This window comes from Methylobacterium carpenticola, from assembly GCF_042748905.1.
Lineage (GTDB): Bacteria > Pseudomonadota > Alphaproteobacteria > Rhizobiales > Beijerinckiaceae > Methylobacterium > Methylobacterium carpenticola.
The window spans coordinates 2,237,204-2,263,716 of record NZ_JBHZEO010000001.1; the positions used below are offsets into that span (position 1 = coordinate 2,237,204).

General features: G+C 71.6%; 27 protein-coding genes. 16 read left to right on the forward strand and 11 right to left on the reverse strand.

All coding sequences use genetic code 11. The features are described 5' to 3' along the window. Positions 1-73: 73 nt before the first annotated feature. Together ACE101_RS10585 and ACE101_RS10590 are read left to right on the forward strand one after the other, a co-directional pair. A complete protein-coding gene (locus ACE101_RS10585) occupies positions 74-859 on the forward strand; it encodes an SDR family NAD(P)-dependent oxidoreductase (protein ID WP_379128904.1) in 786 nt (261 codons plus the stop codon). A 27-nt stretch (positions 860-886) separates the two neighbouring features. Then, positions 887-1,630, forward strand: a complete 744-nt coding sequence (locus ACE101_RS10590; protein WP_379128907.1) for an SDR family NAD(P)-dependent oxidoreductase — start codon at positions 887-889, stop codon at positions 1,628-1,630. A gap of 230 nt (positions 1,631-1,860) precedes the next feature. On the opposite strand, the gene ACE101_RS10595 is transcribed toward ACE101_RS10590, so the two are convergent. Further along, positions 1,861-2,748, reverse strand: a complete 888-nt coding sequence (locus tag ACE101_RS10595; RefSeq protein ID WP_379128909.1) for a LysR substrate-binding domain-containing protein — start codon at positions 2,746-2,748, stop codon at positions 1,861-1,863. A gap of 353 nt (positions 2,749-3,101) precedes the next feature. Here ACE101_RS10595 and ACE101_RS10600 point away from each other — a divergent pair, with 353 nt between their 5' ends. From ACE101_RS10600 to ACE101_RS10630, 7 genes are read left to right on the forward strand one after another with little or no spacing between them, the layout of a single operon-like run. Continuing rightward, positions 3,102-4,991, forward strand: coding sequence for a TRAP transporter large permease (locus tag ACE101_RS10600; RefSeq protein WP_379128911.1), 1,890 nt, complete (start codon positions 3,102-3,104; stop codon positions 4,989-4,991). Positions 4,992-5,025: 34 nt separating this feature from the next. Beyond that, positions 5,026-6,033 carry a TRAP transporter substrate-binding protein gene (locus tag ACE101_RS10605; protein WP_379128914.1) on the forward strand — a complete coding sequence of 336 codons (1,008 nt, stop codon included), beginning with the start codon at positions 5,026-5,028 and terminating at the stop codon, positions 6,031-6,033. 40 nt (positions 6,034-6,073) lie between these two features. Continuing rightward, a complete protein-coding gene (locus tag ACE101_RS10610) occupies positions 6,074-6,862 on the forward strand; it encodes an SDR family NAD(P)-dependent oxidoreductase (RefSeq protein ID WP_379128917.1) in 789 nt (262 codons plus the stop codon). An 8-nt stretch (positions 6,863-6,870) separates the two neighbouring features. Continuing rightward, complete coding sequence (locus tag ACE101_RS10615; protein ID WP_379128920.1) at positions 6,871-8,145, forward strand: ribulose-bisphosphate carboxylase large subunit family protein; 1,275 nt, start codon at positions 6,871-6,873, stop codon at positions 8,143-8,145. Further along, complete coding sequence (locus tag ACE101_RS10620; RefSeq protein WP_379128922.1) at positions 8,142-9,527, forward strand: four-carbon acid sugar kinase family protein; 1,386 nt, start codon at positions 8,142-8,144, stop codon at positions 9,525-9,527. Before ACE101_RS10615 ends, ACE101_RS10620 begins: the two co-directional genes overlap by 4 nt. Positions 9,528-9,554: 27 nt before the next feature. After that, positions 9,555-10,343 carry an SDR family NAD(P)-dependent oxidoreductase gene (locus ACE101_RS10625; RefSeq protein ID WP_379128924.1) on the forward strand — a complete coding sequence of 263 codons (789 nt, stop codon included), beginning with the start codon at positions 9,555-9,557 and terminating at the stop codon, positions 10,341-10,343. A gap of 31 nt (positions 10,344-10,374) precedes the next feature. Then, positions 10,375-11,232 carry an alpha/beta fold hydrolase gene (locus tag ACE101_RS10630; RefSeq protein WP_379128926.1) on the forward strand — a complete coding sequence of 286 codons (858 nt, stop codon included), beginning with the start codon at positions 10,375-10,377 and terminating at the stop codon, positions 11,230-11,232. A 183-nt stretch (positions 11,233-11,415) separates the two neighbouring features. Here ACE101_RS10630 and ACE101_RS10635 read toward each other — a convergent pair whose 3' ends face one another. From ACE101_RS10635 to ACE101_RS10645, 3 genes are all read right to left on the reverse strand, one after another. Beyond that, the gene (locus ACE101_RS10635; protein WP_379128929.1) at positions 11,416-12,291 is read right to left on the reverse strand and encodes a beta-keto acid cleavage family enzyme; all 876 of its coding nucleotides are present in this window, start codon (positions 12,289-12,291) and stop codon (positions 11,416-11,418) included. Between the two features lie 108 nt (positions 12,292-12,399). Then, the gene (locus tag ACE101_RS10640) at positions 12,400-12,711 is read right to left on the reverse strand and encodes a hypothetical protein (RefSeq protein WP_379128931.1); all 312 of its coding nucleotides are present in this window, start codon (positions 12,709-12,711) and stop codon (positions 12,400-12,402) included. Between the two features lie 172 nt (positions 12,712-12,883). Beyond that, positions 12,884-13,828, reverse strand: a complete 945-nt coding sequence (locus ACE101_RS10645; protein ID WP_379128933.1) for a 2-hydroxyacid dehydrogenase — start codon at positions 13,826-13,828, stop codon at positions 12,884-12,886. A 231-nt stretch (positions 13,829-14,059) separates the two neighbouring features. On the opposite strand from ACE101_RS10645, the gene ACE101_RS10650 reads away from it, so the two are divergent. From ACE101_RS10650 to ACE101_RS10680, 7 genes are all read left to right on the forward strand, one after another. Then, positions 14,060-14,833, forward strand: a complete 774-nt coding sequence (locus ACE101_RS10650; protein WP_379128936.1) for a LamB/YcsF family protein — start codon at positions 14,060-14,062, stop codon at positions 14,831-14,833. A gap of 246 nt (positions 14,834-15,079) precedes the next feature. Next, the gene (locus ACE101_RS10655; RefSeq protein WP_379128939.1) at positions 15,080-15,871 is read left to right on the forward strand and encodes a DUF2189 domain-containing protein; all 792 of its coding nucleotides are present in this window, start codon (positions 15,080-15,082) and stop codon (positions 15,869-15,871) included. A 64-nt stretch (positions 15,872-15,935) separates the two neighbouring features. Beyond that, positions 15,936-16,778, forward strand: a complete 843-nt coding sequence (locus ACE101_RS10660; RefSeq protein WP_379128940.1) for a cytochrome c oxidase subunit II — start codon at positions 15,936-15,938, stop codon at positions 16,776-16,778. Between the two features lie 11 nt (positions 16,779-16,789). Then, positions 16,790-18,559, forward strand: coding sequence for a cytochrome c oxidase subunit I (locus ACE101_RS10665; protein ID WP_379128943.1), 1,770 nt, complete (start codon positions 16,790-16,792; stop codon positions 18,557-18,559). After that, entirely contained in the window at positions 18,556-19,254 is a 699-nt protein-coding gene (locus tag ACE101_RS10670; RefSeq protein ID WP_379128946.1) for a cytochrome c oxidase subunit 3, read from the forward strand. The genes ACE101_RS10665 and ACE101_RS10670 overlap by 4 nt, the downstream gene beginning before the upstream one ends. Positions 19,255-19,270: 16 nt before the next feature. Then, positions 19,271-20,005: a heme-copper oxidase subunit III family protein gene (locus tag ACE101_RS10675; protein ID WP_379128949.1), complete on the forward strand. Its 735-nt coding sequence runs from the start codon at positions 19,271-19,273 to the stop codon at positions 20,003-20,005. A 10-nt stretch (positions 20,006-20,015) separates the two neighbouring features. Further along, entirely contained in the window at positions 20,016-20,366 is a 351-nt protein-coding gene (locus tag ACE101_RS10680) for a cytochrome C oxidase subunit IV family protein (protein WP_379128951.1), read from the forward strand. 17 nt (positions 20,367-20,383) lie between these two features. Here ACE101_RS10680 and ACE101_RS10685 read toward each other — a convergent pair whose 3' ends face one another. The 7 genes from ACE101_RS10685 to ACE101_RS10715 are packed head-to-tail and all read right to left on the reverse strand — an operon-like array spanning position 20,384 to position 26,390. After that, positions 20,384-20,878 carry a flavin reductase family protein gene (locus ACE101_RS10685; RefSeq protein ID WP_379128954.1) on the reverse strand — a complete coding sequence of 165 codons (495 nt, stop codon included), beginning with the start codon at positions 20,876-20,878 and terminating at the stop codon, positions 20,384-20,386. A 14-nt stretch (positions 20,879-20,892) separates the two neighbouring features. Further along, positions 20,893-22,188: an LLM class flavin-dependent oxidoreductase gene (locus ACE101_RS10690; RefSeq protein ID WP_379128957.1), complete on the reverse strand. Its 1,296-nt coding sequence runs from the start codon at positions 22,186-22,188 to the stop codon at positions 20,893-20,895. Further along, positions 22,185-22,940, reverse strand: coding sequence for an ABC transporter permease (locus ACE101_RS10695; RefSeq protein ID WP_379128960.1), 756 nt, complete (start codon positions 22,938-22,940; stop codon positions 22,185-22,187). Before ACE101_RS10695 ends, ACE101_RS10690 begins: the two co-directional genes overlap by 4 nt. After that, complete coding sequence (locus tag ACE101_RS10700; RefSeq protein WP_379128963.1) at positions 22,937-23,737, reverse strand: ABC transporter permease; 801 nt, start codon at positions 23,735-23,737, stop codon at positions 22,937-22,939. The genes ACE101_RS10695 and ACE101_RS10700 overlap by 4 nt, the downstream gene beginning before the upstream one ends. Then, positions 23,734-24,735, reverse strand: a complete 1,002-nt coding sequence (locus ACE101_RS10705; protein ID WP_379128966.1) for an ABC transporter substrate-binding protein — start codon at positions 24,733-24,735, stop codon at positions 23,734-23,736. The genes ACE101_RS10700 and ACE101_RS10705 overlap by 4 nt, the downstream gene beginning before the upstream one ends. A gap of 18 nt (positions 24,736-24,753) precedes the next feature. Beyond that, entirely contained in the window at positions 24,754-25,545 is a 792-nt protein-coding gene (locus ACE101_RS10710; RefSeq protein WP_379128969.1) for a class II aldolase/adducin family protein, read from the reverse strand. Beyond that, positions 25,542-26,390, reverse strand: a complete 849-nt coding sequence (locus ACE101_RS10715) for an ABC transporter ATP-binding protein (RefSeq protein WP_379128971.1) — start codon at positions 26,388-26,390, stop codon at positions 25,542-25,544. Before ACE101_RS10715 ends, ACE101_RS10710 begins: the two co-directional genes overlap by 4 nt. Positions 26,391-26,513: the final 123 nt, after the last annotated feature.

Below are 26,513 nucleotides of genomic sequence, written 5' to 3' on the forward strand. Positions count from 1 at the left end.
AGGTGAAGACGATCAGCCGGCGCTCTTCGAGAGAGACCAATCAACACCATAGACGACACGACAGGAGACGCAGATGGAGCGGGACGAGGGACGCGGCCGGGTTGCCCTGGTGACGGGCGGTGCGAGCGGGATCGGGCTCGCCATCGCCGGCGTGCTGGCGGAGCGCGGCTGGCGCACCGTCATCTCGGACATCGACGCGACGCGCGCCCGGGAGGTGGCCGGATCGATCGGCGCCGAGGCGGTGCCCTTCGACGTGGTGGACGAGGCGGCGACGGACGCGGCCTTCGCGGAAATCGAGGAGCGGATCGGGCCGGTCGAGGCGCTGATCGCCAATGCCGGCCTGATCCAGCCGGGGGGCCGGCCCGAGGATCAGCCGCTCGCCGAGTTCGACCGCATCATCGCGGTCAACCTGCGCGGCGTCTACGTGTCGTGCCTCGCGGCCGGCACCCGCATGGCCAAGCGCGGCCGCGGCGGCATCGTGATCACCGGCTCGGTCACCGCGTGGCGCACGGCGCCGCTCCACGCCTACGCGCCCTCGAAGGCGGCGGTGGTGCACATGGCGGCCTGCCTCGCCGCCGAATGGGGCCGCTCGGGAGTGCGGGTCAACGCCGTCTCGCCGGGCTACGTCGCCACCCCGCCGCTCCAGGCCGCCATCGACCGCGGCCAGCGGGATCCCCGCCTGCTCACCGAGGCGGCCGCCCTCGGCCGCCTCGTCGAGCCCGCCGAGATCGGGCGCGGGGTCGCCTTCCTGCTCTCGGACGATGCCGCGGCCGTCACCGGCATCAACCTGCCGGTGGATGCGGGCTGGCTCGCGGGGGCGCATCTCACGACCTATGGCGGCCTGCGCCCGGCCCGCTGACGCCCCTGACGGGAGGGCCCACGCATCATGACGTCTCCGGAGACCTCACCCTTCGACCTCACGGACCGGCGCATCGTGATCTCGGGGGCCGCCGGCGGGATCGGCAGCGCGACGGCGCGGCTCTGCGCCCGGCAGGGCGCGCGCCTCGTCCTGATCGACCGCGTGCCGGCCGGGGAGATCCGCGACCGCGTCGGCGCCGCGGTCGCGGATTCCGCCGCGATCCACAGCCTCGACACCGGCTGCCGGCGGGCGGTCACCGCGATGGCGGAGGCGGTCGGCCCGGTCTACGGGCTCGTCGACACCGCCGCCATCGCGCCCTTCGACGACTGGATGGCCGAGGATTGGGACGAGGCGCTCGATCAGGTCATCCGGGCCAACATCAAGGGGCCGATCAACCTCGCCCGGGCTTTCCTGCCCGGGATGACGGCGCGGGGGGAGGGCCGCATCGTCCTGTGCGGCTCCGTGGCCGGCTGGATGGGGGGCATCCGCTCGGGGCCGCATTACGCCTTCTCGAAGGGCGGGCTTCACGCCTTCGTGCGCTGGCTGTCGCGCCAGGGCGCCCCGCACAACGTGCTGGTGAACGGCATCGCCCCGGGCCCGGTCGAGACCGGGATGACGGCCGGCAAGGGCTATGATCCGCAGCTCTATCCCCTGCGGCGCATGGCCAAGCCCGAGGAGATCGCCGCGACGGCGGCGTTCCTGTGCGGCGCAGGGGCGGGCTACGCCTCCGGGGCGATCTTCGACATCAACGGCGGGACGCACTTCCACTGACGGGGTGTGGCGCCCGTCAGGCTGGCGCCTCAGCAGAACTGCACCGAGCAATTCTGCTGGGGTCCTTGTTCCCGCATCCTCTTCGCCGCCGAACCGGTGACCGCTTCGGCGCATGATGCCTGGAGCGGTGTCCGACGGAGTGGATACCGGTTCGTCGCAGACAGTGCTCTAAAATCAAGGACCCAGAGCAGCGCCCGATTGCAGCGTGACCGGGCGCTGCTCTAGCCTCGTCAGGCGGGCAGCTCCGAGCGCTTCATCTCCTCCTCGAGCCACCGCACCAGACATTTCAGGTCGTGGCGCGATTGCAGGTGCTCGGCGATCCACAGTTCCAGGCGATGGGGGCCGGGCGTGAAGCCGAACGGCGCCACCAGATGCCCGCTGCGGATCTCGCTCTCGACCAGCAGGCGCGGCGCCAGGGCGAGGCCGAGCCCGCAGGCCGCCGCCTGGATGACGAGGTAGAAGTGGCCGTAGCTCTCGTGCGGGACGATGCCGAGGTCCCGCCACCCGATCGCCGCGGCCCATTCGCTCCAGGCGTTCGGCCGCGTCGCCGTCGCCAGGATCCGCGCCCGCTCCAGATCCGTGGGGGATCGCAGGTCCAGCCGGGCCGCGTAATCCGGGTGGCAGACGGGGCCGATCTCCTCGGTGATCAGCCGCCTCGCCCGCGCCGTCGCGGGCGGGCGATACATGCTGTTGCGGATCGCCACGCTGATCTCGTCGCGGATGAAGTCCACCTCGCCGTAGCTGATGTTGAGCCGCAGCTCGATCGCCGGGTTGGCCTGCTTGAACGTCTCCAGGCGCGGGATCAGCCAGTACATCATGATGGTGGCCGAGCACGACAGGGTGAGCGGCCCGGGCTGGACCCGCGAGACCGCGAGATGGATCTGGTCGAAGGCCTCCGCGAGGCTGGCGGCGAGCTGCGCGCCCTCCTGGGTCGGCGCCACCGCGCGCGGCTGGCGCTCCAGCAGCGGCAGGCCGAACTGGGCTTCGAGCGCCTTGATGTGGCGGCTCACCGCCCCATGCGTGACGCCGAGTTCGGCAGCCGCGGCGCTCATGCTGCCGAGGCGGGCGGTGACCTCGAAGGCGCGAAGCGCGTTCAGCGGCAGGCGGGACAGCGGCACGGCGGAGCCCTTTCGGTGGGAGCCGGCAGCGGGGCGCCGGTCGGCGGGAGCTGTGAGCTTTCATCACGGATCGGTGCGCCGAAGTCGAGTTTCCGCGGGGCGCGACTCGTGTAACCTGTACCCAGAACCAAAACGGTCAGGGCAGGAAACCAGCGAGGGCATCACGGCGCGCGGCGGCCTTGCATCCGCAACCGCATCGCCCGGATCGCATCCTCATTGCCATCGGCAGCACCGCTCCGCAGGTGCGGCGGCGACCCGGCCCGGGCGCCTCCCACGGCGGCGCGGGAATCCGCTCCCTGATCATCGATCCGCGCCCTCCAAGGGCGTGGACGTGATGAACAGGGAGGTGCGCAATGTCTGCGATGGCATCCGCGAGCGAGCCGAGCGCGTCCGTGGCCGACCGATCGCCCAGCGCCGCCGGGCGCTGGCTCGGGCTGCTGGACCGGGGGATCGGCCTTCTCGTCGAGGGGCCGGCGGCCGTTCTCGTCGCGGTCGAGGTCGTGGTGCTGCTCGTCGGCGTCTGCTCCCGCTACGTGTTCCACAGCCCGGTCGTCTGGTCGGACGAACTCGCCTCGATCCTGTTCCTGTGGCTCGCGATGCTGGGCTCCGTCGTCGCCTACCGGCGCGCCGAGCACATGCGCATGACCGCCCTCGTGGCCATGGTGCGCCCGGGCTTGCGCCCCTATTTCGACGCCCTCGCCATCGCGGTCAGCCTCGCCTTCCTCGGCCTCACCATCGAGCCCGCCCTCGAATTCGCCCTCGAGGAGCAGTTCATCACCACCCCGGCGCTCGAGATCTCGAATGCCTGGCGCGCCGCCGCCCTGCCGGTCGGGATCGGCCTGATGCTCGTGATCGGGCTGCTGCGGCTCCTGGCGAGCCGCGACCGCAAGGCCGCCGTGGCGGCCGTCGCGACGGTGCTGGTGCTTGGGGGCCTCCTCGTCCTCGCCGGGCCCCTGTTCCGCCCGCTCGGCAACCTCAACCTGCTGCTGTTCTTCGTCGGCCTCGTGGGGGCGCTGGTCTTCGCGGGCGTGCCGATCGCCTTCACCTTCGGCACCGCGACCTTCGCCTATCTGGCCCTCGCGACGCGGCTGCCGACGCTCGTGCTGATCGGACGGATGGACGAGGGCATGAGCCACCTCATCCTGCTCGCCGTGCCGCTCTTCGTGTTCCTCGGTCTCCTCATCGAGGCGACCGGCATGGCGCGCGCCATGGTGGGCTTCCTCGCCTCCCTTCTCGGCCACGTGCGCGGCGGCCTCTCCTACGTGCTGGTCGGCGCCATGTACCTCGTGTCCGGCATCTCGGGCTCGAAGGCCGCCGACATGGCGGCGGTGGCCCCGGTGCTGTTCCCCGAGATGAAGGCGCGGGGTGCCAAGGAGGGCGACCTCGTGGCGCTGCTCGCCGCCACCGGCGCGCAGACCGAGACCATCCCGCCCTCGATCGTGCTGATCACCATCGGCTCGGTCACCGGCGTGTCGATCTCGGCCCTGTTCACCGGCGGCCTGCTGCCCGGCCTCGTCCTCGGCATCACGCTCTGCGCCCTGGTCTGGTGGCGCTACCGCGGCGAGGATCTGAGCGCCGTGTCCCGGCCCTCCGGCCGCGCCATCGGCCGCGCCCTCGTCATCGCGATCCCGGCCCTGGCGCTGCCCTTCGTGATCCGGGCGGCGGTGGTGGAGGGCGTGGCGACGGCCACCGAGGTCTCGACCATCGGCATCGTCTACGCGGGGCTCGCCGGCCTGCTGATCTACCGCCAGTTCCCGCTGCGCCGGCTCTACCCGATGCTGGTGACCACGGCCTCGCTGTCGGGGGCGATCCTGCTGATCATCGGGGCGGCCACCGGCATGGCCTGGGCGCTCACCCAGTCCGGCTTCTCCGGCACCCTCGCGACGCTGATGAAGGCCCTGCCGGGCGGCGCGCCGGTCTTCCTCATCGTCTCGGCCCTGGCCTTCATCGTGCTGGGCTCGGTGCTGGAGGGCATCCCCGCCATCGTGCTGTTCGGCCCGCTGATGTTCCCGATCGCCCGCCAGGTCGGCGTACACGAGGTGCACTACGCGATGGTGGTGATCCTCGCCATGGGCATCGGCCTGTTCGCCCCGCCCTTCGGCGTCGGCTACTACGCGGCCTGCGCCATCAGCCGGATCCACCCCGACGCCGGCATGCGGCCGATCGTCGGCTACATCGCCGCCCTCGTGATCGGCCTCGCCGTCGTGATCGCCGTCCCGTGGATCTCGATCGGCTTCCTCTGATCGCCTCAGCCCCACGCCACCGGGAGGTGTCGCCATGTCCCGCCTGACCCGCCGCAGCCTGATCGCCGCCGGGGCGGCCGGCCTCGCCGCGCCGTTCGTCGCCCGGGCCGCCGAGCCGGATTTCCGGCTCAAGTTCGGCAACATCGTCTCGGGCGACCATCCGCTCAACATCGCCATGGGCCGGGTCCGCGACCGGGTCGCCCGCGAGACCGACGGACGGGTGCTGATCGAGCTGTTCCCGAAGAACCAGCTCGGCTCGGACGCGGACATGCTGAGCCAGCTGCGCTCCGGCGCCCTCGAACTCTTCGCCCAGACCGGCGTGCTGATGTCGACCCTGGTGCCGGTCGCCTCGATCAGCGGCATCGGCTTCGCCTTCCCGAGCTACGACAAGGTCTGGGAGGCCCTCGACGGGCCGCTCGGCCAGCACATCCGGGCCGCCTTCGAGAAGGCCAACCTTGTCTGCATGGAGAAGTCCTACAACCACGGCTTCCGGCAGACGACCTCCGCGACGCGGCCGATCCGCACCCCCGACGACTTCAACGGCTTCAAGATCCGGGTGCCGCCCTCGCCGCTCTGGACCTCGATGTTCAAGGCGTTCGGTGCCGCCCCGGTCTCGATCCCCTGGGCCGAGACCTACTCGGCGATGCAGACCCGGATCGCGGACGGGCTGGAGCAGCCGCTCATCGGGCTCCTCGTCGACAAGATGTACGAGGTGCAGAAGTCCTGCTCGCTCACCAACCACATGTGGGACGGCTTCTGGGTGCTGGCCAACCGCCGGTTCTGGGACCGCATGCCCGCGCCGCTGCGCGACATCGTCCAGCGCAACATCAACCAGGAAGCCCTGGTTCAGCGCGGCGAGGTCGAGCACATGAACGCGACGCTGCAGCAGAAGCTGCAATCGCTCGGCCTCCAGTTCTACGAGGTCAACAACGCCGACTTCCGGCAGCGGCTCGTGACCTCCGGCTTCTACCAGGATTGGCAGAAGCGCTACGGCGACGAGGCCTGGGCGCTGCTCGAATCGACCACCGGCAAGCTCGGTTGAGCCGGCCTTCCTCCCCCCGCGACAAACTCGGATCTCTCTCATGCGTCTTCAGGACAAGGTTGCGCTCGTCTTCGGTGCCGGCTCGGTCGGCCCCGGCTGGGGCAACGGCAAGGCCACCGCCGCCCTGTTCGCCCGCAACGGCGCGCACGTCGTCTGCATCGACATCAACCGCGAGGCCGCCGAGGAGACGGTGGGGATCATCGCCGGCGAGGGCGGCCGCGCCACCGCCGCGACCTGCGACGTCACCGATTCCGCCTCCATCAAGGCGGTGGTGGACGCGGTGATCGAGCGGCACGGCCGCATCGACATCCTGCACAACAACGTCGGCTACGCGACGATGGGCGGGCCGATCGAACTCGACGAGGCGGGTTGGCACCGCACCCTCGACCTCAACGTCACGAGCTGCTTCCTCACCTGCAAGCATGTGCTGCCGCACATGCTGGCCCGGAAGTCCGGCGCCATCGTCAACGTCTCGTCGATCGCGGCGGTGCGCTATACCGGCTACCCTTACGCCGCCTACTACGCGGCGAAGGCCGCGGTGAACAACTTCACCATGGGGCTCGCGCTGCAATACGCCCGCGACGGAATCCGGGTGAACGCGATCATGCCCGGCCTGATGAACACGCCGCTGATCTTCCAGCAGATCTCCGGCCAGTACGCGGATGCCGAGGCCATGGTGAAGGCCCGCGACGCCGCCTGCCCCACCGGCCGGATGGGCACCGCCTGGGACATCGCCAAGGCGGCCCTGTTCCTCGCCTCGGACGACGCCGCCTACATCACCGGCGTGAGCCTGCCGGTCGATGGCGGCCTCTCCTGCCGGGCCGCGTGAGAGCCGCCATGCAGCACCCGATTCCCCCCGTGCCGCTGCGGATCGAGGCCGATTACCTGCTGGAGACCGTGATCGACCCGCGCCGCGCCGCCGAGATCATGGCGGGCGAGCAGTCGAGCGGCACCTTCGTGCCCGTGCCCGGCGAGACGCCCGAGCTGAAGGAGCGCTCGGCGGCCCGCGTCGAGCGCCTCGACCTCCTCGACGAGGCGGCCGGTGCGCCGAGCCTGCCCTCGGCCGGGATCGACCCCGCGGCGACGGCGCGGCGCGCCCGCGTCACCCTGTCCTGGCCCCTCGACAATCTCGGCCCCTCGCTGCCGAACCTGCTCGCCACGGTGGCCGGCAACCTGTTCGAGCTGAAGCCGGTCACGGGCCTGCGCCTCCTCGACATCCGCCTGCCGGCGGCCTTCGCGCAGGCCTATCCGGGCCCGCGCTTCGGCATCGCCGGGACCCGCCGCCTCGCCGGCGTCGAGGGCCGGCCCCTGATCGGGACGATCATCAAGCCGAGCGTCGGCTTCGGGCCCCAGGAGACGGCCGCCCTCGTCGCCGATCTCTGCGCGGGCGGCATCGACTTCATCAAGGACGACGAGTTGCAGGCGGACGGGCCGCACTGCCCCTTCGACGGGCGCGTGCGCGCCGTGATGCGGGTGGTGAACGCCCACGCGGACCGCACCGGCAAGAAGGTGATGGTCGCCTTCAACCTCACCGGCGACCTCGACCAGATGCGCCGCCGCCACGACCTTCTCGTCCAGGAGGGCGCCACCTGCCTGATGGCGAGCCTGAACTCGGTCGGCCTCGTCGGCATGATCGAACTCGGCCGCTTCAGCGCGCTGCCGATCCACGCCCACCGCAACGGCTGGGGCGCCCTCGCCCGCCACCCGCTGCTCGGCTGGTCCTACGTGGCGTGGCAGAAGATCTGGCGGCTCGCGGGAGCCGACCACATGCACGTGAACGGCCTCGCCAACAAGTTCGCCGAGGACGATGCGAGCGTCGTCGCCTCGGCGCGCACCTGCCTCACGCCGCTCTTCCCGGACAAACCCTGCCTCGCCATGCCGGTCTTCTCCTCCGGCCAGGGGGTGCGGCAGGCGCCCGGCACCTACGCGGCGCTCGGCTCCACCGACCTGATCGTCACGGCGGGCGGGGGCATCATGGCGCATCCGGGCGGGCCGGCGGCGGGCGTCGCCGCCCTGCGGGAGGCCTGGGAGGCGGCCGTCTCCGGCATCCCCCTCGACACCTACGCGGGCGAGCGCCCGGACCTGCGGGCGGCGCTGGGAGCCGCCGCATGAGCGCCGCGCGCGCGGCGAGCGCGCCGCAACCCTTGCCGGCGGGTCCCCTCGTCGCCTTCTACGGCGACGACCTCACCGGCTCCTCGGCCGCCATGGAGGTGCTGGCCTTCGCGGGGCTCGAGACGGTGCTGTTCCTCCAGCCGCCCTCCCCCGAGCGGCTCGGCGCCTTCCCGGCCGCCAGGGCGGTGGGCATCGCCGGCATGGCCCGCTCGCAGCCGCCGGACTGGATGGACCGCGCATTGCCGCCGGTCTTCCGGCTCCTCGCCGGGCTCGGGGCGCCCGTCCTCCACTACAAGGTCTGTTCGACCTTCGATTCCGCGCCCCATATCGGCTCGATCGGGCGCGCGGCGGAGATCGGCGCGGCGCTCCTCGATCCGGCCTGGATCCCCATGGTGGTGGCCGATCCGGGCATGGGCCGCTACCAGAGCTTCGGCAACCTGTTCGCGATGGACGGCGCGACCGGCCACCGCCTCGACCGCCACCCGACGATGGCGCGCCACCCGATCACGCCGATGGACGAGGCGGATCTCGGCCGTCACCTCGCGCGCCAGACCGCCCTGCGCACCGGCCTCGTCGACTTCGTGGCGATGAAGCGGGGCGAGGCGGCGCACCGCCTCGACCGCGAGCGCGCGGCGGGCGCCCGGATCGTCTCCCTCGACGTCCTCGATCCCGAGACCCTGGCCGAGGCCGGGCGGCTGATCTGGGAGCAAGGCGGCCGGCCGGTCTTCGGCATCGGCTCGCAGGGCTTCGAGGCGGCCCTGGTGGCCCATTGGCGCGCGGCCGGGCTTCTCCCCGCGGAGGCCGCCCTGCCCCGCCCGCCCGCGGTGGCGCGCATCGCCTGCGTGTCCGGCTCGGTCTCGCCGGTCACGGCGGGGCAGATCGCCTTCGCCCTCGATCACGGCTTCGCGGGGATTCCGCTCGACCCGGCCCGCGCCGTCGACGCGGTGGAGTGGGAACGCGAAACGGGGCGTGCGGCGGAGCGCGCGCTCGCCGCCCTCGGCGAGGGCCGCGATCCCCTGGTCTACACCGCCGCGGGCCCCGACGATCCCGCGGTGGCGGCCCTGCGCGCCGCCTTGCCGGGGGCGGGGCTCTCGGGCGACGCGATCAACGACCGGATCGGCGCCGGGCTCGGCACGATCCTGAACCGGGTCGTGCGGGAGGGGCGCCTCACCCGCGCGGTGATCTCCGGCGGCGACACCTCGGGCCGGGCCGCCGCGCGGCTCGGCATCGACGCGCTCACCGCCCTCGCCCCGGTGGCGCCGGGCTCCCCCCTCTGCCGCGCCCACGGGGCGGCGGACGCCCCCGCGGGGCTGGAACTCGCCCTCAAGGGCGGCCAGGTCGGCCGGCCCGACTTCTTCCACGCGGTCAAGCGCGGCGCCTGATCGCTCTCCAACCGGACGGACAGCACGATGAACCAGAGACTTGCGTCCAAGGTCGCCGTCGTCACGGGCAGCGCGCGCGGCATCGGGCTCGCGGTGGCGAAGGCCTTCGCCCGCGAGGGCGCCGCGGTGGTGATCGCCGACGTGAACGCGGGCAGCGCCGAGGAGGCCGCCGCCGGGCTCCGCCGCGACGGCGGGGACGCCATGGCGGTGGCCGTCGACGTCGCCGATCCCGCCTCGATCGCGGCCATGATCGAGGCGATCCTGGCCCGCCACGGGCGCCTCGACATCCTCGTCAACAATGCCGGGGTCGGGGGCAACACGCCCTTCCTGGAGACGCGCCTGGAGGATTGGAACCGCATCATCGGCATCAACCTGACCGGCGCCTTCCTGGTGGCGCAGGCCTGCGCGCGCGAGATGGTCAAGGGCGGCGGCGGCAAGATCGTCAACATCGCCTCGCTGTCGGGCCAGCGCGGCGGCAACGGGCGCGCCGCCTACGGCTCCGCCAAGGCCGGCCTCGAACTGCTCACCAAGGTGATGGCGGTCGAACTCGCCGAGCACAACATCAACGTCAACAACATCGCGCCCGGCGCGATCGAGACCGAGATGGCGAAGTTCGCGCACGACGCCGCGACGCGGGCCGCCTACGGCTACCTGATTCCGATGACGCGCTACGGCACGCCGGAGGAGATCGCCGACGCGGCGGTGTTCCTGTGCTCCGACGAGGCCCGCTACGTCCAGGGCCACACCCTCAACGTCGATGGCGGCTTCCGGGCGGCGGGGCTGATGTTCAAGCGCGACGCGCCCCCGGCCGCCTGAGCCCCCTGCCCTGCGATTGAGGATGCCGAGGATGACCGACATCGCGAGCCGTTTCGCCGACCTCGACGGCGCGACCCTGCACTATCTCGACGCCGGCGCGGGCGATGCGGTCGTTCTCGTGCACGGCATTCCGCAGACCTCGCACGAGTGGCGCCACGTGATGCCGCGGCTCGCGGAGCGCTACCGGGTGATCGCGCCGGACCTGCGGGGCCTCGGCGATTCCTCCCGGCCGGCGACCGGCTACGACAAGAAGACGCTCGCCGACGATCTCTGGCAGCTCCTGCGCGGTCATCTCGGCATCGAGCGCTTCTTCCTGGTCGGGCACGATTGGGGCGGGCCGGTGGCCTTCTCGCTCGCCGCCCAGCACCCGGACGCCGTCGCCCGCCTCGCCATCCTCGACGTGGTCATCCCCGGCGACGGCGCCGATTTCTCGCAGGGCGGGCGGCGCTGGCACCACGCCTTCTTCCGCACCCTCGACCTGCCGGAAGCGCTCTGCGCGGGCCGCGAGGACCTCGTGGTGCGCTGGCTGTTCGACCATTACGGCCACCGGCCGACCAGCATCCCGGAAGCCGATCAGCGCGAGTACCTGCGCACCTACACGACCTTCGGCGCCTTCCGGGCGATGCTGGCCTTCTACCGGGCCCTGCCGGTGGATGCCGAGGACAACCGGGCCCTCATCGCCCGCGGCGGCAAGCTGCGGATGCCGGTGCTGGCGCTCGGCGGCGAGAAGAGCTTCGGGCGCGGAATGGAGTGCATCGAATCCCTGCGGCGGGTGGCCGAGGACGTGCGCGGCGGCATCGTCGAGGATTGCGGCCACTGGATTCCGGAGGAGCAGCCGGAGGTCCTCCTCGACGAACTCTTCCGCTTCTTTGCCGAGGAGGCGGGGTGACCCCGCCCCCGTTCCCGGATCTCCTTCCGCTTCGCGTCATACGGTTTCCGGATGATCGCTTCGCGATGCGGAAACCGGCCTCGCTCAGGCGCCGCGCGGGCTCGTGATACGGTTTCCGAAAGTGATCTTCCGGAAACCGTATCAGTCGTCCGGGAACGGGGTGGCGATGAGCGAGGCGAGTCCTCAGGCGGACCCGAGCGCCTGCCGGATCTCCGCCGCCGTCGCGGGGCGTCCGCCCTCCAGGGCGACCAGCGTCGCCATCTCCTCGACCAGGGCGGCGTTGCTCGTCTGCGTGCCGAAGGGCGCGTCCTCCAGCCCGACCCGCAGGTGCCCGCCCCGCGCGACCGCGAGGGGAACCAGCGGCCGGATGTCGACGCCGAGACCCGCCACCATCCAGGGGCTCCCCGGCGTGGTCGCCTCCATGAGCCGCAGATAGGCCTCGAGGGCGTAGGGCGCCGGCGGGAAGCCGAAGGTGAAGTGGTCCGAGAACATGAAGCGGTAGAGCGGCGGCGGGCAGCCCGGCAGGCTGCGCGCCAGCGCCGCCCCCAGGCGCAGGAAGCCCGGCTCGTAGACGGCGTAGCTCGGCACGAAGCGGTGTTCGACGGCGAGTCGGAGGCCGCGCAGCACGTGCTCGCCCGGGTTGAGATAGACCGAGCCCGGCTCGGCCCGCGCCGCTTCCGCGACGGTCACGAGGTTCGTCGAGCCCGGATCGACCACCGCCCATTCGAGCAGGCCGCGACGGCCCAGCACCTCGACGGCGGCGTAGCGCGCCTCCAGGGCGCCCGGCCGGAAGGCCTCGGCGGATTGCACGAAGGGCAGCGTCGGATAGACGATGACGTCCGCGGCGGCGCGGATGCCCTCGATGATCGCCGCGTAGGTGTCCGGATCGTCGTTCTGCCGGCCCGTGGCCGGGTCGTAGGCGTGGACGTGGATCACGGCGGCCCCAGCCTGCGCGCAGGCGACGCCCTCCGCCACGATCTCCGCGACGGTGAGCGGCATGCGCGGCTGGCGGGCCCGTGTCCAGGGCCCGTTCAGCGCGGCCTCGATCCAGACCTGCATGGGCTCGCTCCCGCGACATCGTCAGGCGCAGTCATGACACCCTTCCGGGGCCGGTCCAAGGTCCGGAACTCGGACCCTCAGCGGCGCTCGGGACGGGGCCCGCCCGCCTCAGCGGGTGTCGCCCGCGATGCCGCCCGCCGGGCCGCCCGTGCCGGGCGGGCCGGCGGTGGGGCTGCCGCCGATCCAGACGCCCGGATTGCTGCCCGGAACCGAATTGCTGCTGGGATGTCCGGGCAGGTTGCGCGGCGGGCGCGAGACGGAGCCGGTCTCGCCCGGTCCCTCGACCCGGCCGCCGCCCGTCCCCGGTCCCGGCGCGCCGAGGGCATCGCTCGGCGGGGGAAGCCGCGCGGTCTGGGCCTCGGCCGCCCCGGCGAGCATCAGGCCGAGGCCCGCGGCGAGGGCGAGCGTGAGACGCGTCATGGGAGTGTCCTGTGCGGTTGCGGTCGGACCCACAACCCCCGGACCCGCCCTCGGGTTCGGCCCCGGCCGGAGACGGGACGGGCGCACCGGCTCCCGGTCCCGGCCCACGCTCACCGTCCCCGCGATCCGGGCCCGGCGCGGCCCGGTCGGGCCGACGGCCGTGTCCGCCCGGTCAGTAGCCGCGGGCGAGATCGACGGTGGGCGGCAAGGTCCCGGTCTCCCGGTAGCGCGCGATGTTCTGCGCCACGATGCCCGCCGCCGTCTCCATGTTGGTGGGCGCGGAGATGTGGGGCAGGACCGTCACCTTCGGATGGTCCCAGTACGGGTCCGAGGCCGGCAGGGGCTCCGTGTCGAACACGTCGAGCACCGCATGCGTGAGCGGGCCGCGATCGAGCGCCGCGATCAGGTCGTCCCGCACGACGATCGGCCCGCGGCCGAAATTGATCAGCGCGGCGCCGGCCCGCATCCGGCCGAAGGCCTCGCCGTCGAGGAGCCCGCGGGTCTGCGGCGTCAGGGGCAGCAGGCAGACGAGGATGTCGGCGGCGCCGAGAACCGATCGGAGCCCGTCCTCGCCGGACGCCGTCTCGATGCCCGCCACGCGCTTCTCGCTGCGGCTCCAGCCGACGACCCGGAAGCCCGCGTGGCGGAGACGCTCGGCCGCGGCGGTGCCGAGTTCGCCGAGCCCGAGGAGGCCGATCGTGGTCTCGCCGGGACGCCGGCAGGGCAGCTGCCGCCAGAGGCGCTGCCGCTGCTGCGCCGCATAGGCCGGCATGTCGCGGAACAGGTAGTAGGTCCAGGCGAGGACCGCCTCCGCCATCGTCCGGCTCAGCTCGGGATCGACGAGGCGCACCAGGGGCAGCCGGGTGACGGCCGGATTGCCCACCAGCCGCTCGACGCCCGCCCAGACGCTGTGGATCCAGCGCAGGCCGGGAAGCTGCCCCAGTTCGTCCGGAGACGGATTGGCGACCACCGCGATGTCGACGGCGGCCCGCGCGCCGGGCGGGATCTCCCGCAGGGCGGCGATGGCCTCGCCGGGCATGGCCGCCCGCAGCGCGCCGAGCCACGGCGCCTCCTCGTCCGGCGCGAGTTGCGAGACGAAAGCGATCCGGCTGCTCATCGTGAGTCCCTTGGTGAAGCCCTCGCCCCGGGGCGCTCCGCGCCGGCACGGTCGGGGCGTTCCGTCCTGCACCGATCCGGACCGGCACGCCATCGTCAAGACGGGCCCGGCCGTGCCGGCGCGGATCGCGGGGAGGCATGCCGCCGCGGTGCTCGACAACCGGGGCGTTCCGCGCACCATGGCGGTCATGCGCGACCGGAGCGGTCGCCGCTTCATGGAGAGCCCATCCCGATGATCGTCGATCTCAACTGCGACATGGGCGAGGGCTTCGGCGTCTACCGCCTCGGCGACGACGCCGAGATGCTGACCATCGCCACCTCGGCCAACATCGCCTGCGGCTTCCACGCGGGCGATCCGCTGGTGATGCACGAGACCCTGAGCCTCGCGGCCCGCAACGGCGTGCAGGCCGGCGCGCATCCGGGCTTCCTCGACCTCTGGGGGTTCGGGCGGCGCCCGATCCATGGCGAGCGCCCGGCCGATGTCGAGAAGCTGATCCTCTACCAGGTCGGCGCGCTGCTCGCCCTGGCGCAGGATGCCGGCTGCCCGGTGCGGCACGTGAAGACGCACGGCGCCCTCGGCAACATGGCGAACGAGGATGCCGACCTCGCCCTCGCGGTGGCGCGGGCGATCCGCACCCTCGACCGCGACCTGATCTTCGTGGTGATGCCGGGCCTGGAGACCGAGCGGGCCGGCGAGGCCCTCGGGCTGACGCTGGTGCGGGAGATCTACGCCGACCGCGCCTACGCGGATAACGGCAACCTCGTCTCGCGCAAGCTCCCCGGGGCGGTGCTGCACGAGCCCGCCATGGTCTCGGAGCGGATCCTGCGGATGCTCGACGACGGGGCCATCACCTGCCTGTCGGGGCGGCGCATCCCGACCCGCATCGATTCGATCTGCGTCCACGGCGATTCCCCCGGCGCCGTCGCGATGGGGGCCCGCCTGCGGTCGGACCTCGCCGCGCGGGGCGTCGCCCTGCGGCCGATGGCCGAGGTCGTCGGTGCCTGAGCCGCCGTCCCGTCGCCCGGTGAGCCGCGCCAGCAACGGCCGCCGATGCGATCGCGTGCGATGAGAGCGTCCGCCGTCGAATATTGTACAACTGGAAATATCGGCGTCCCGAAAGAGCGCGACAGGACCGGTATCGAGTGATAAGATCTTTCACGTCACATTCGAAAGCTTGGCTTTGCGAAGTGGTGATTGGTCGAATTCACGGCCATGTCGCGGGGCTGAGTCTTCCGAGCGGAGGGCCGAGCGATGGCGATGCTGCATGCTGCCACTCCCCATCAGGCGATGGCGCCCCCGCACCTGCGCAGGATCACGGTGCAGGACATCCGGGCCGCCCTGAGGGAGGGGCTCGACGATTTCATGGCGATGCCGACCCACGTGCTGTTCCTGGTCGTCATCTATCCGATCGCCGGCCTGATCATCGCGACGCTGACCTTCGACAACGACCTCATTCCGGTGCTCTTCCCCCTCGCCTCGGGCTTCGCGCTGATCGGGCCCTTCGCGGCGATCGGCCTCTACGAGCTGAGCCGGCGGCGCGAGCAGGGCCTCGACACCGCCTGGACCCACGCCTACGAACTCCTGACCGGCCGGCATGCCGGGGCGATCGCGGCGGTGGGCTTCGTCCTGACGCTGATCTTCGTCGCCTGGATCGTTGCGGCGATGGGGCTGTACTGGGCGCTCTACGGCAGCACCACGCATGATTCGGTGCTCGCCTTCGTCGCGGAGGTGCTCACCACGCCGCGAGGCTGGATGCTGATCCTGTTCGGCAACCTCGTCGGCGCCGCCTTCTCGCTGGTCGCGCTCGCGGTCAGCGCCGTGTCCTTCCCGCTGATCATCGACCGGGGCGCCGATGCCGGCACGGCGATCGAGACCTCGGTCGCGCTGCTGCGGGAGAACCCGCGCACGATGCTCACCTGGGGCCTCGTCGTCGCGGGCCTGCTGGTCGTCGGCATGCTGCCGCTCTTCGTCGGGCTCGCCCTCGTGCTGCCGATCCTCGGCCACGCGACGTGGCACCTCTACCGGCGGGCCGTGGCGCCCTGAGAGAGCCGCCGCCGTCTCGCGAGGCGGCGACCACCGTGACCAGAGTGGAGCGCAGGGGACGGCCATGCCGCTCATCCTCGTGCTGATCGCCTTCGGTTCCGTCGCCTTCCATCTCCTCAGCCCGTGGTGGTGGACGCCGATCGCGTCGAACTGGGGCACGATCGACGTCACGCTCATCATCACGTTCTGGATCACCGGCGCCGTCTTCACGGTGATCCTGCTGTTCATGGCCTATTGCCTCGCCCGCTTCCGGCACCGTCCCGGGCAGCGTGCGGCCTACGAGCCCGAGAGCCGGCGCCTGGAGGGCTGGCTCACCGCGGTCACGGCGCTCGGCGTCGCGGCGATGCTGGCCCCGGGGCTCGCCGTCTGGGCGCAGTTCGTGCGGCCCCCGGCCGAGGCCTCCGCGGTGGAGATCGTCGCCCAGCAATGGCGCTGGAGCTACCGCCTGCCCGGGGCCGACGGGCGCCTCGGCGCCGTCGGCATCGAGTACGTCAGCGACGAGAACCCCCTCGGCCTCGATCCGAAGGATCCGGCCGGGCGGGACGACGTCATCGTCGATGGCGGCGATCTGCACCTCCCGCTCGGGCGGCCCGTGAAGGTGCTGCTGCGCGCCTTCGACGTGGTGCACAATTTCTACGTGCCCGAGTTCCGGGCCAAGATGGACGCCATCCCCGGCATGGTGACCTCGGTCTGGTTCACGCCGACCCGGACGGGCACCTTCGAGGCGATCTGCAACGAGGTCTGCGGGGTCAACCACTACGCCATGCGCGGGCGCGTGGTGGTGGATGCGGAGCCCGCCTACCGCTCCTGGCTCGACCAGCAGAAGACTTTCTCGACCTTCGCCGCCCGCCCGCTGCCGGCGCCGCGCGATGCCGGCCTGCGGCGGCGGCTGGCCGAGGACCGCTGAGAGGACACATCATGGTCGATACGCCCATCGGAACGGCCGCTCCTTTCCCCGGTTCGGAGACGGACGACGCCGAACTGTATCATCCCCACAGCTGGCTGACGCGCTACGTCTTCAGCCAGGACGCCAAGGTCATCGCCATCCAGTATGCCGGCACCGCCCTGGCGATCGGCTTCGTCGCCCTCGTCCTGTCCTGGCTGATCCGGCTCCAGCTCGGCTTCCCGGGCGTCTTCTCGTTCATCGGCCCGTCCGAATACTACCAGTTCATCACCATGCACGGGATGATCATGGTGGTCTACCTGCTGACCGCGGTGTTCCTCGGCGGCTTCGGCAATTACCTGATCCCGCTGATGCTCGGCGCTCGGGACATGGTGTTTCCCTACGTCAACATGCTGAGCTACTGGATCTACCTGCTCGCCGTGATCGTGCTGGTGGCGAGCTTCTTCGCGCCGGGCGGGCCCACTGGCGCCGGCTGGACGCTCTACCCGCCCCAGGCGATCCTGGCGGGCACGCCCGGGCAGGAATGGGGCATCGTCCTGATGCTCGTCTCGCTCATCCTGTTCATCATCGGCTTCACCATGGGCGGGGTGAACTACGTCGTCACGGTGCTGCAGGCCCGGGCGCCGGGCATGACGCTGATGCGCATGCCGCTCACCATCTGGGGCATCTTCACCGCAACGGTCCTGGCGCTGCTCGCCTTCCCGGCCCTGTTCGTCGGCGCCGTGATGATGCTCCTCGACCGGCTGCTCGGCACCAGCTTCTTCATGCCCGCGATCATCGAGGCCGGGCAGCGCCTGAAATACGGGGGCGGCACGCCGATCCTGTTCCAGCACCTGTTCTGGTTCTTCGGCCATCCCGAGGTCTACATCGTCGCGCTGCCCGCCTTCGGCATCGTCTCGGACCTCATCAGCACCCACGCCCGCAAGAACATCTTCGGCTACCGGATGATGGTCTGGGCGATCATCGCGATCGGGGCGCTCAGCTTCGTGGTCTGGGCGCACCACATGTACGTCAGCGGCATGAATCCGTATTTCGGATTCTTCTTCGCCACCACGACGCTGATCATCGCGATCCCGACCGCCATCAAGGTCTACAACTGGGTCCTGACGCTCTGGCGCGGCGACATCCACCTGACGGTGCCGATGCTGTTCGCGATCGGCTTCATCGTGACCTTCCTCAATGGCGGCCTCACCGGCCTGTTCCTCGGCAACGTCGTGGTCGACGTGCCGCTCTCCGACACGATGTTCGTGGTCGCGCATTTCCACATGGTGATGGGCGTCGCCCCGATCCTCGTGATCTTCGGCGGGATCTACCACTGGTATCCGAAGGTCACCGGGCGGATGCTCGACGAGCGCCTCGGCCGGCTGCATTTCTGGGTCACCTTCCTCGGCGCCTACGCGATCTTCTTCCCGATGCACTATCTCGGGCTGCTCGGCGTGCCGCGGCGCTACTTCGAGATCTCGGGTCTCGACTTCATCCCGGCCTCCGTCTCGCCCCTCAACGCCTTCATCAGCGTGGTGGCCTTCGTGGTCGGGGCCGCGCAGGTCGCCTTCCTGGCCAACCTGATCCACAGCATCCGGCACGGCGTGCCGGCCGGCGGCAATCCCTGGCGCGCCACCACGCTCGAATGGCAGACGCCCGAGACGCCGCCGGCCCACGGCAACTGGGGCGCCCACCGGCCCGTCGTCTACCGCTGGCCCTACGATTACAGCGTGCCCGGCGCGGCCGAGGATTTCGTGCCGCAGAACCAGCCCGGGCTGGTGCCGGCGGGGGCGTCGCCGTGAGCCTCGTCCTCCTCTACCTCGCGGCCCTCGCGATCGTGTCGGCGCGCTGGCTCGCGCGCCAGCACCTGACCGCCAAGCCCTGGCTGGGCGCGGGCCCGCCCGCCGCCGTGGCGGGGCCGGAGCGGGGGCCTGCGCCCGCCATGCTCGGCCTCGCGGTGTTCCTGGCGGCCGTGGGCCTGCTGTTCGCGCTGCTCACCGCCTCCTACGGCATGCGGGTGCCGCCGGGCGGCCGCATCGCCCTCGACCCGCGGCTCCTCTGGATCACCACGGGCGCCCTCGCGGTCGCCAGCGTGGCGCTCCACCTCGCCTCTGCGGCGGTCCGGCGCGGCGAGCCGGGCGAGGCGCTGGGCGGGCTCCTCCTCGCGGGCGCCGGCAGCCTCGTCTTCCTCGGCGGGCAGGGGCTCGCGTGGCGGCGGCTCTGGGCGGCGGAGGCCGGCCGCACGGCGGACGCGGCCGGGTCCTTCTTCTACCTGATCACGGTGCTCCACGCCCTGCATCTCGCGGGCGGTCTCGTCGCCCTCGCGCGGACGACGCGCCGCGCCGCCCGGGCGGAGCCGCCCGCGCCGCTGGGCCGGAGCATCGCCCTCTGCACCCTCTACTGGGACGCGCTCCTGGCGATCTGGCTCGTCGTCTTCGGCCTCCTGTTCCGGACGCCGTGGTCGGGGCTGGTCGACGCCCTGTGCCGGCCCGCCTGATCGCCGCGAGGCTCGCATGACCGAGACCGTCTTTCGCCCGCTGCCCTCCACGGATCGGCCCCCGGCCCGGCCGCCGACCCGGTGGCGGCGCCTCTCGGGCGAGTGGGCCGCCGACCGCCAGGCCTTCGCGGGCGCCTCCTGGCGCAAGGCCATGATGTGGATCTTCCTCCTCAGCGACACCTTCGTGTTCGGCTGCTTCCTGATCGGCTACATGACGGTGCGGATGTCGACGGAGGTGCCCTGGCCGAATGCCAGCGAGGTGTTCTCGCTCGAGATCGCCGGCACCAAGCTGCCCCTGATCCTGATCGCCATCATGACCTTCGTGCTGATCTCCAGCAGCGGCACGATGGCGATGGCGGTGGCCTTCGGCTACCGGCACGCCCGGCGCCGGACGGCGCTGCTGATGCTCGTCACTGCGCTCCTCGGCGCCACCTTCGTGGGCATGCAGGCCTTCGAGTGGACGAAGCTGATCCACGAGGGCGTCCGGCCCTGGACGAATCCGTGGGGGGCGCACCAGTTCGGCTCGGCCTTCTTCATGATCACCGGGTTCCACGGCACCCACGTGACCATCGGGGTCATCCTCCTCCTGGTCGTGGCCCGCAAGGTCTGGCGGGGGGATTTCGAGACCGGCCGGCGCGGCTTCTTCACGAGCCAGCGCGGGCGCTACGAGAACGTCGAGATCGCGGGCCTCTACTGGCACTTCGTCGATCTCGTCTGGGTCTTCATCTTCGCCCTGTTCTATCTCTGGTAGGAGGGATCGGATGCACGCGGTCGCGGGCCACGGGCCGACCGAGAGCCACTCGACGGGCGAGAGCCACTCGGTCCGGCTCTATCTCCTCGTCTGGGGCTGGCTGTTCGTGCTGAGCGCCTGCTCCTACCTCGTCGATTTCTTCCACCTCCAGGGCGCCCTGCGCTGGAGCCTCATCCTGCTGTTCATGATCGTGAAGGCGGGGCTGATCGTGGCGGTGTTCATGCACCTCGCCTGGGAACGGCTCGCCCTGATCTACGCGATCCTCGTGCCCCCGGTGGCGATCCTGATCTTCGTCGTCATCATGGCCGCCGAGGCGGATTACACGCTGCTCACCCGGATCGCCTTCTTCGGCGGGCCCTGATCCGCGCGGCCCGGCCGTCACGCCGGCAGGGGCAGCGGCCGGCCGACGGCGAAGCCGCCATCCTGCCAGAGCAGCGGATCGACCGCGGGGGCGACGGCCGCCCCGGCCAGCCGGCCGACGAACAGGGTGTGGCTGCCGTAGGACAATTCGGCATCGACCGCGCAGACGAGGCTCGCCTGCGCGTCCGCCAGGAGCGGCAGCCCCTCCGGCCCGCTCCGCCACCGGCCCTCGGCGAAGCGCTCGGCCGGGGCGCGGGTGAAGGCCAGTGCGAGCGCGTCGTGATGGCTGCGCAGCAGGTTCACGCCGAAGAGCCGCGTGCGCCGGATCGGGTCGTGGATGCTGGCGGACCGGTTCACGCCGACCGTCAGCGCGGGCGGCTCCAGGGAGGCGGCGGCGACGGAGGTCGCGACCATGCCGAACCACGCCCCCTCCTCCGCGCAGGTGAGGATGCAGACGGTCGCGGCGAGGCGGCGCATCGACAGCCGGAAGTCGTCGGCGAGGGAATCGGCCATGACGGGTCCCCCTTCTACCGGACCGGGCGGGCGAGGCCGAGACGGTCGCGCAAGGTCGTGCCCGCGTAGTCCCGGCGAAACAGCCCGCGCTCCTGGAGCCGCGGCACCACGAGATCGACGAAGTCGGAGAAGCCCTCGTGGAAATAGGGCGGCATCACGTTGAAACCGTCGGCGGCTCCGGTCTCGAACCAGTGCTGGAGCGTGTCGGCGACGGTGTCGGCGGAGCCGCACAGCACCCAGTGGCCGCGGGCCGCGGCGGTGAGGTTGTAGAGGTCGCGCAGGGTCATGCCGTCCCGGCGGGCCTTGGCCAGCATCACCCGGGCGAAGCTGTGGTAGCTGTCGGGCAGGGCGATGTCCGGGATCGGCCCGTCGAGGTCGTAGGCCGACATGTCCTGGCCGAGGCGGTCGGAGAGCAGCGCGAGGGCGTTCTGCCCGCTGACGAAGCCCTGGAGCACCGCGAGCTTGTCGAAGGCCTCCCGCTCGGTGCGCCCGACCACCGGCATCACGCCGGGCAGCACGGTCACGTCCTCCGGGCGCCGCCCGTGGCGGGGCAGGCGGGCCTTCAGGCTCGCATAGGCGGCGCGGGCCTCGTCGAGATCCTGCACCACGGAGAAGACCACGTCGGCGGTGCGCGCGGCGAGGTCCTGGCCCGCCTCCGAGCCGCCGGCCTGGAGCACCACCGGGTGACCCTGCGGCGAGCGGCCGATGTTGAGCGGCCCCTTGACCGTGAAGAACGGGCCGTCGTGATCGAGGGCGCGCAGCTTGGCCGGGTCGATGTAGAGGCCGGTTCCGCGGTCGGCCACCACGGCGTCGTCGGCCCAGCAATCCCACAGGCCCCTCACCACGTCGAGGAACTCGCCCGCCCGCTCGTAGCGGCGGGCATGGTCCGGGTGGGTGGTGCCGAAATTGGCGGCGGTGGCCGGGTTCGCCGTGGTCACGGCGTTCCAGGCGGCCCGGCCGCCGCTCAGGTGGTCGAGGGAGGCGAAGGCCCGCGCCACCGTGAACGGGTCGGCGTAGGTGGTCGAGACCGTGGCGCCGAGCCCGATGTGGCGCGTCGTGACCGCGAGCGCCGAGAGCAGGGTCAGGGGTTCGAAGCGCAGGGTGTAGGAGGGGTGCGCCGCCGGATCGGCGTAGAGGTTGTCGCCGATGAAGATCAGGTCGAAGCAGCCGCGCTCGGCGGTGCGGGCGATCTCCTGGATCGCGGCCAGGTCCTGGAAGCTGTCGACGGCGCCGGGATAGCGCCAGCCGGCGACGTGGCTGCCCGTGCCGAGGAGGAACAGGCCGAGATGCATCTGGCGGGGCTGGGTCATGCGGCTTTCCAGAACAGCAGGCGGCGCTCGGCGAGGCTGACGAGGCCGAAGAAGGCGAGGCTCGCGGCGGAGGCGACGACGATCGCCGACCACACCTGCACGAAGTCGATCTGCAGCACCGCCTGGTAGATCACCCAGCCGAGGCCGCCATAGGCGCCGAGCATCTCGGTGACGATCGCCACGATGATGCTGCGCACCGTCGAGACCCGCAGGCCCGCGAGGATCAGCGGCAGGGCGGTGGGCAGGCGCAGGCGCCAGAGCAGGGCGAGGCGCCCGGCCCCGAAGCTGCGCATCAGGTCGACGCTGCGGCGGTCGACCCGGTCGAGCCCGGCGAGGGTCGAGAGGAACACCGTGAAGCTGACGGTGAAGGCCACCATCACCACCTTCGAGGCGACGCCGATGCCGAACCACAGCAGGATCAGCGGCGAATAGGCCACCACCGGCACCGAGTTCACCGCCGTCACCGCCGCGACCACGCCGCCGCGGACCTGCGGCAGCAGCGAGAGGCCGACCGCGAGCCCGATGCCGATCAGGCTGCCGAGGACGTAGCCGAGGAGCGCCTCGGACAGGGTGTAGGCGGCGGCCTCGGTGAGGAGCGCGCGCTGGGACCAGACGCCGGCGAGCACGTCGCTCATCGCCGGCAGCATGTAGGCCGGCAGGGCGAAGCCGCGGGCGACGCCCTCCCACAGGCCCATCAGCAGCAGCGCGCCGAGGATGCCGCGCTGCACGGCGCGGGACGGGGCGGCGCTCATTGCTCGGCTCCCCAGAACACGAGGCGGCGCTCGAGGAACGCCACCGCGGCGTAGAAGCCGGTGCCCAGCAGCGCGCAGACCAGCAGGGCGGCCCAGATCGCCACCACGTTCTCGGTGTACATCGCCTGGAGCAGCAGCACGCCGAGGCCGGTCGTGTCGCCGAACCACTCGCCGACGATGGCGCCGACGAGGCTGAGCGAGGCGGCGAGCCGGAGCGCGACGAAGATCTGCGGCAGGGCGCTCGGCAGTTGCAGCCGCAGCAGGATCTGGCGCGGGGAGGCGCCGAAGCTGCGCATCAGGGCGATCTGGCGCGGATCGACGGATTCGAGGCCGATCAGCGCGTTCACGGTCACGGGGAAGAAGGTGAGGTAGAAGGCGATCACCGCCTTGGCGAGGAGCGTGTTGCCGAACCACAGCACCACCAGCGCCCCGAAGGCGATGACCGGAATGGTCTGCGACACCACGAAGAGCGGGAAGACGAGTTCGCGCACGGTGCGCATCCGCAGGAAGGCGAGGCCGATCAGCACCCCGAAGGCGCCGCCGGCCACGAAGCCGATCAGGGTCTCGGCGAGCGTGCGCAGGAAGCCCGCGGCGTAGGCCCCCGGTGTCGCCGCGATGGCGGCGAGCACGCTCGACAGGCGCGGCAGGTAGAACGGCCGGATGCCGAGGAGGAGCACCAGCCCCTCCCAGGCGAGCGCCACCGCGAGGAGGGCGAGCACCCGCCCGCCGATCCGCCGGGCGAGGAGGCCGCCGCCGGCCGGCGGCGCGACGGCCGCGAGGGCGGGGGCGGCGCTCACAGCTGGCGGTCCGCGGCGGCGAGGCCGTCGATGATGCGGGCGTCGAAGGCCGCCTTGAGATCGACCGGCTTGGCGATGACCTTGGCCTGGAGCAGGAGGTCGTGGGCCTTGGCGATCGCATCCGGGTCGATGGCGAACAGGCCCTTCTCCTTGGCGGCGCCGGCGGTCATCAGGCGCTTCACCTCGGTGAGCATGAAGTCCTGATGCGCCCGGTCGAGGGTCGGGGCGATCGCCATCACGGTGTCGACCGCGCCCTTGGGATCGGCGAAGGCGTCCCTCCAGCCCCTGATCGAGGCGCGCAGGAAGCCCTTCACCAGATCGGGCTTGTCCTTCAGGGTCGCCTCGGAGACGATCAGCGTGTCGCGCGGGAAGGTGATGCCGTAATCCTCGGGCACGAAGGTGCGCAGGTTGTCCCGGCCGACGCGGCTCTGGATCGTGTAGAGTTCGTTGTAGTAGGTGGCGGTGGCGACATCGACGGCCCCGTCCACGAACGGGGTGACGCTGACCTGCTGGGGCTGGATCTTCACCTCGTCGGGCCTGATGCCCTCCTTGGCCAGGACGGCGTTGAGGACGTGGTTGGCCCCCGTGAACCACGTGGTGACGGTGCGGCCCTTGAAGTCGGGAAGCGTCTTCACCGGCCCGTCCTTGCGGGCGACGAAGACGAAGGCCGTGATCTGGTGCGCGACGCCGATGCAGACCACCGGCAGGCCCTTGTCGCGGGAGGCGAGCACGCTGTCGCTGCCGCCCGAGAGGCCGAAGGTGTCGGCCCCGGTGGCGACGAGGTTCTCGGCGAGCAGGTTCGGCCCGCCCGGGTTGATGGTGAGGTCGATCCCCTCCGCCTTGTAGTAGCCTTTCTGGACTGCGACGTAGAACCCGGCGAACTGGGCCTGCGGCAGCCATTTGAGGCGCAGCGACGCCTTGACCGGCTCGGCGGCGGCGGCGGGGCCGGCCAGCATCAGGGCGGCGCAGGCGGCGAGGAGGTGGCGGCGCTTCAGCATCGGGGCTCTCCGGGTCGGTCAGTGGCGGTAGGAGGGATCGGTGCGGTCGAGCTGGCGCATCAGCGCCGGCCATTCGCGCTCGCCGGGGATCAGGATGTCGCCCTTCAGCTCCCAGAACTGGCGGGCGGCCCGCTCGCAGACCTCGTGCGGCGGGATCACCAGGGCGGCGCCGGCCGCGGCCGCGGCCTGCATGGCGAGCTGGATGCGGGCGGCGCGCTCGAAGTAGTAGAGCAGCATGAACGCCTCGCCGGGCGTGCGGCCCACGGTCAGGATGCCGTGGTTGCGCATCAGCATGACCTTGTGGGGCCCGAGATCGCGCACGAGGCGCGTCTGCTCGTCGAGGTCGATCGCCACGCCCTCGTAGTCGTGGAAGGCCTGCCGGTCGTAGAACCGCATGGCGAACTGGCTCAGGGGCAGCAGGCCCTTCTCCTGGCCCGAGACCGCGACGCTCGCATCCGAATGGGTGTGCAGCACGCAGGCCGCGTCGTGGCTCGACTTGTGGATCGCCGCGTGGATCACGAAGGCGGCGAGGTTCACCGTGTGCGGCGTCTCGTCGAGGATCTTGCCGTCGACGTCGATCTTCACGAGGCTCGACGCGGTGATCTCGTCGAACAGGAGGCCGTAGGGGTTGATCAGGAACGCGCCGTCCTGCCCCGGCACGCGCGCCGAGATGTGGTTGTAGATCAGGTCGTCCATCCCGAGCTTCGCCACCATGCGGTAGCAGGCGGCAAGCGCCACCCGGGCTTCCCACTCGGCGGGGGCGCAGCGGCGCGCGGCATCGGACGGGCGGAGGTCGAGACCGGCACTCATCGGGCCTTCTCCTGCGGCATCTGGAAGGATTTCATGCTCTCCTCCTCGATGGCTTCGAGGAGGGTGCGCTTGAGGCGGATGAATTCGGGGGCGGTGACGAGGTCCGCCCGGCGCGGGCGCGGCAGGTCGATGCGCTGTTCGAGCTTCACCGCGCCCGGCCGGGCGGTCATCACCAGCACCCGGTCGCCGAGGAAGATCGCCTCGTCCACGTCGTGGGTGATGAACAGGATGGTGCGGCGGTGGCGCTGCCAGACGTCGAGCAGCCAGCGCTGCATCATCGTGCGGGTGAGCGCGTCGAGCGCGCCGAACGGCTCGTCGAGCAGCATCAGGTCGCGGCGGAACAGGAAGGTGCGCATCAGCGCCACCCGCTGGCGCATGCCGCCGGACAATTGGTGCGGGTACTGCCCCTCGAACCCGGCGAGGCCGAATTCCGGCAGGAGCCGCAGGGCCTCGGCGCGGGCCGCCTTGCGGGGCGTCCCCTCGACCTCCAGGGCCAGGATCGCGTTGTCGATCACCGTGCGCCAGGGCAGCAGCAGGTCGCGCTGGGGCATGAACGAGACCTGCCCCAGGAGGTCGGCGGCGTGGCAGCTCCGCCCCTCGAAGCGCAGCGCTCCGCCGGGATCCGGCTCCTCCAGCCCCGCCACGATGTTGAACAGGGTGCTCTTGCCGCAGCCGCTCGGTCCCACGACGGTGACGAACTCGCCCCGCCCGACCGTGGCCGAGAAGCCCGAGAGCGCCTTGACCGGCCCGAAGGTCTTGCCGACGGCCTTGAGCTCGATCAGCGGCGCGGCCCCGGCCGCCGGGGGCGGCTCGGCGATCAGCGCGTCGTCCTTGTGTCGCAGCATGGCCCGCACGAGAGGCACCTTTCCGCTTCTTGTATAACGAGGGCCGCTTCAGGCATGCCTGACGGGCGGCCGTGCTGGCGCTGTCTCTGCAACGGATGTGCCAGGATGGGGAAAGACGGGCGC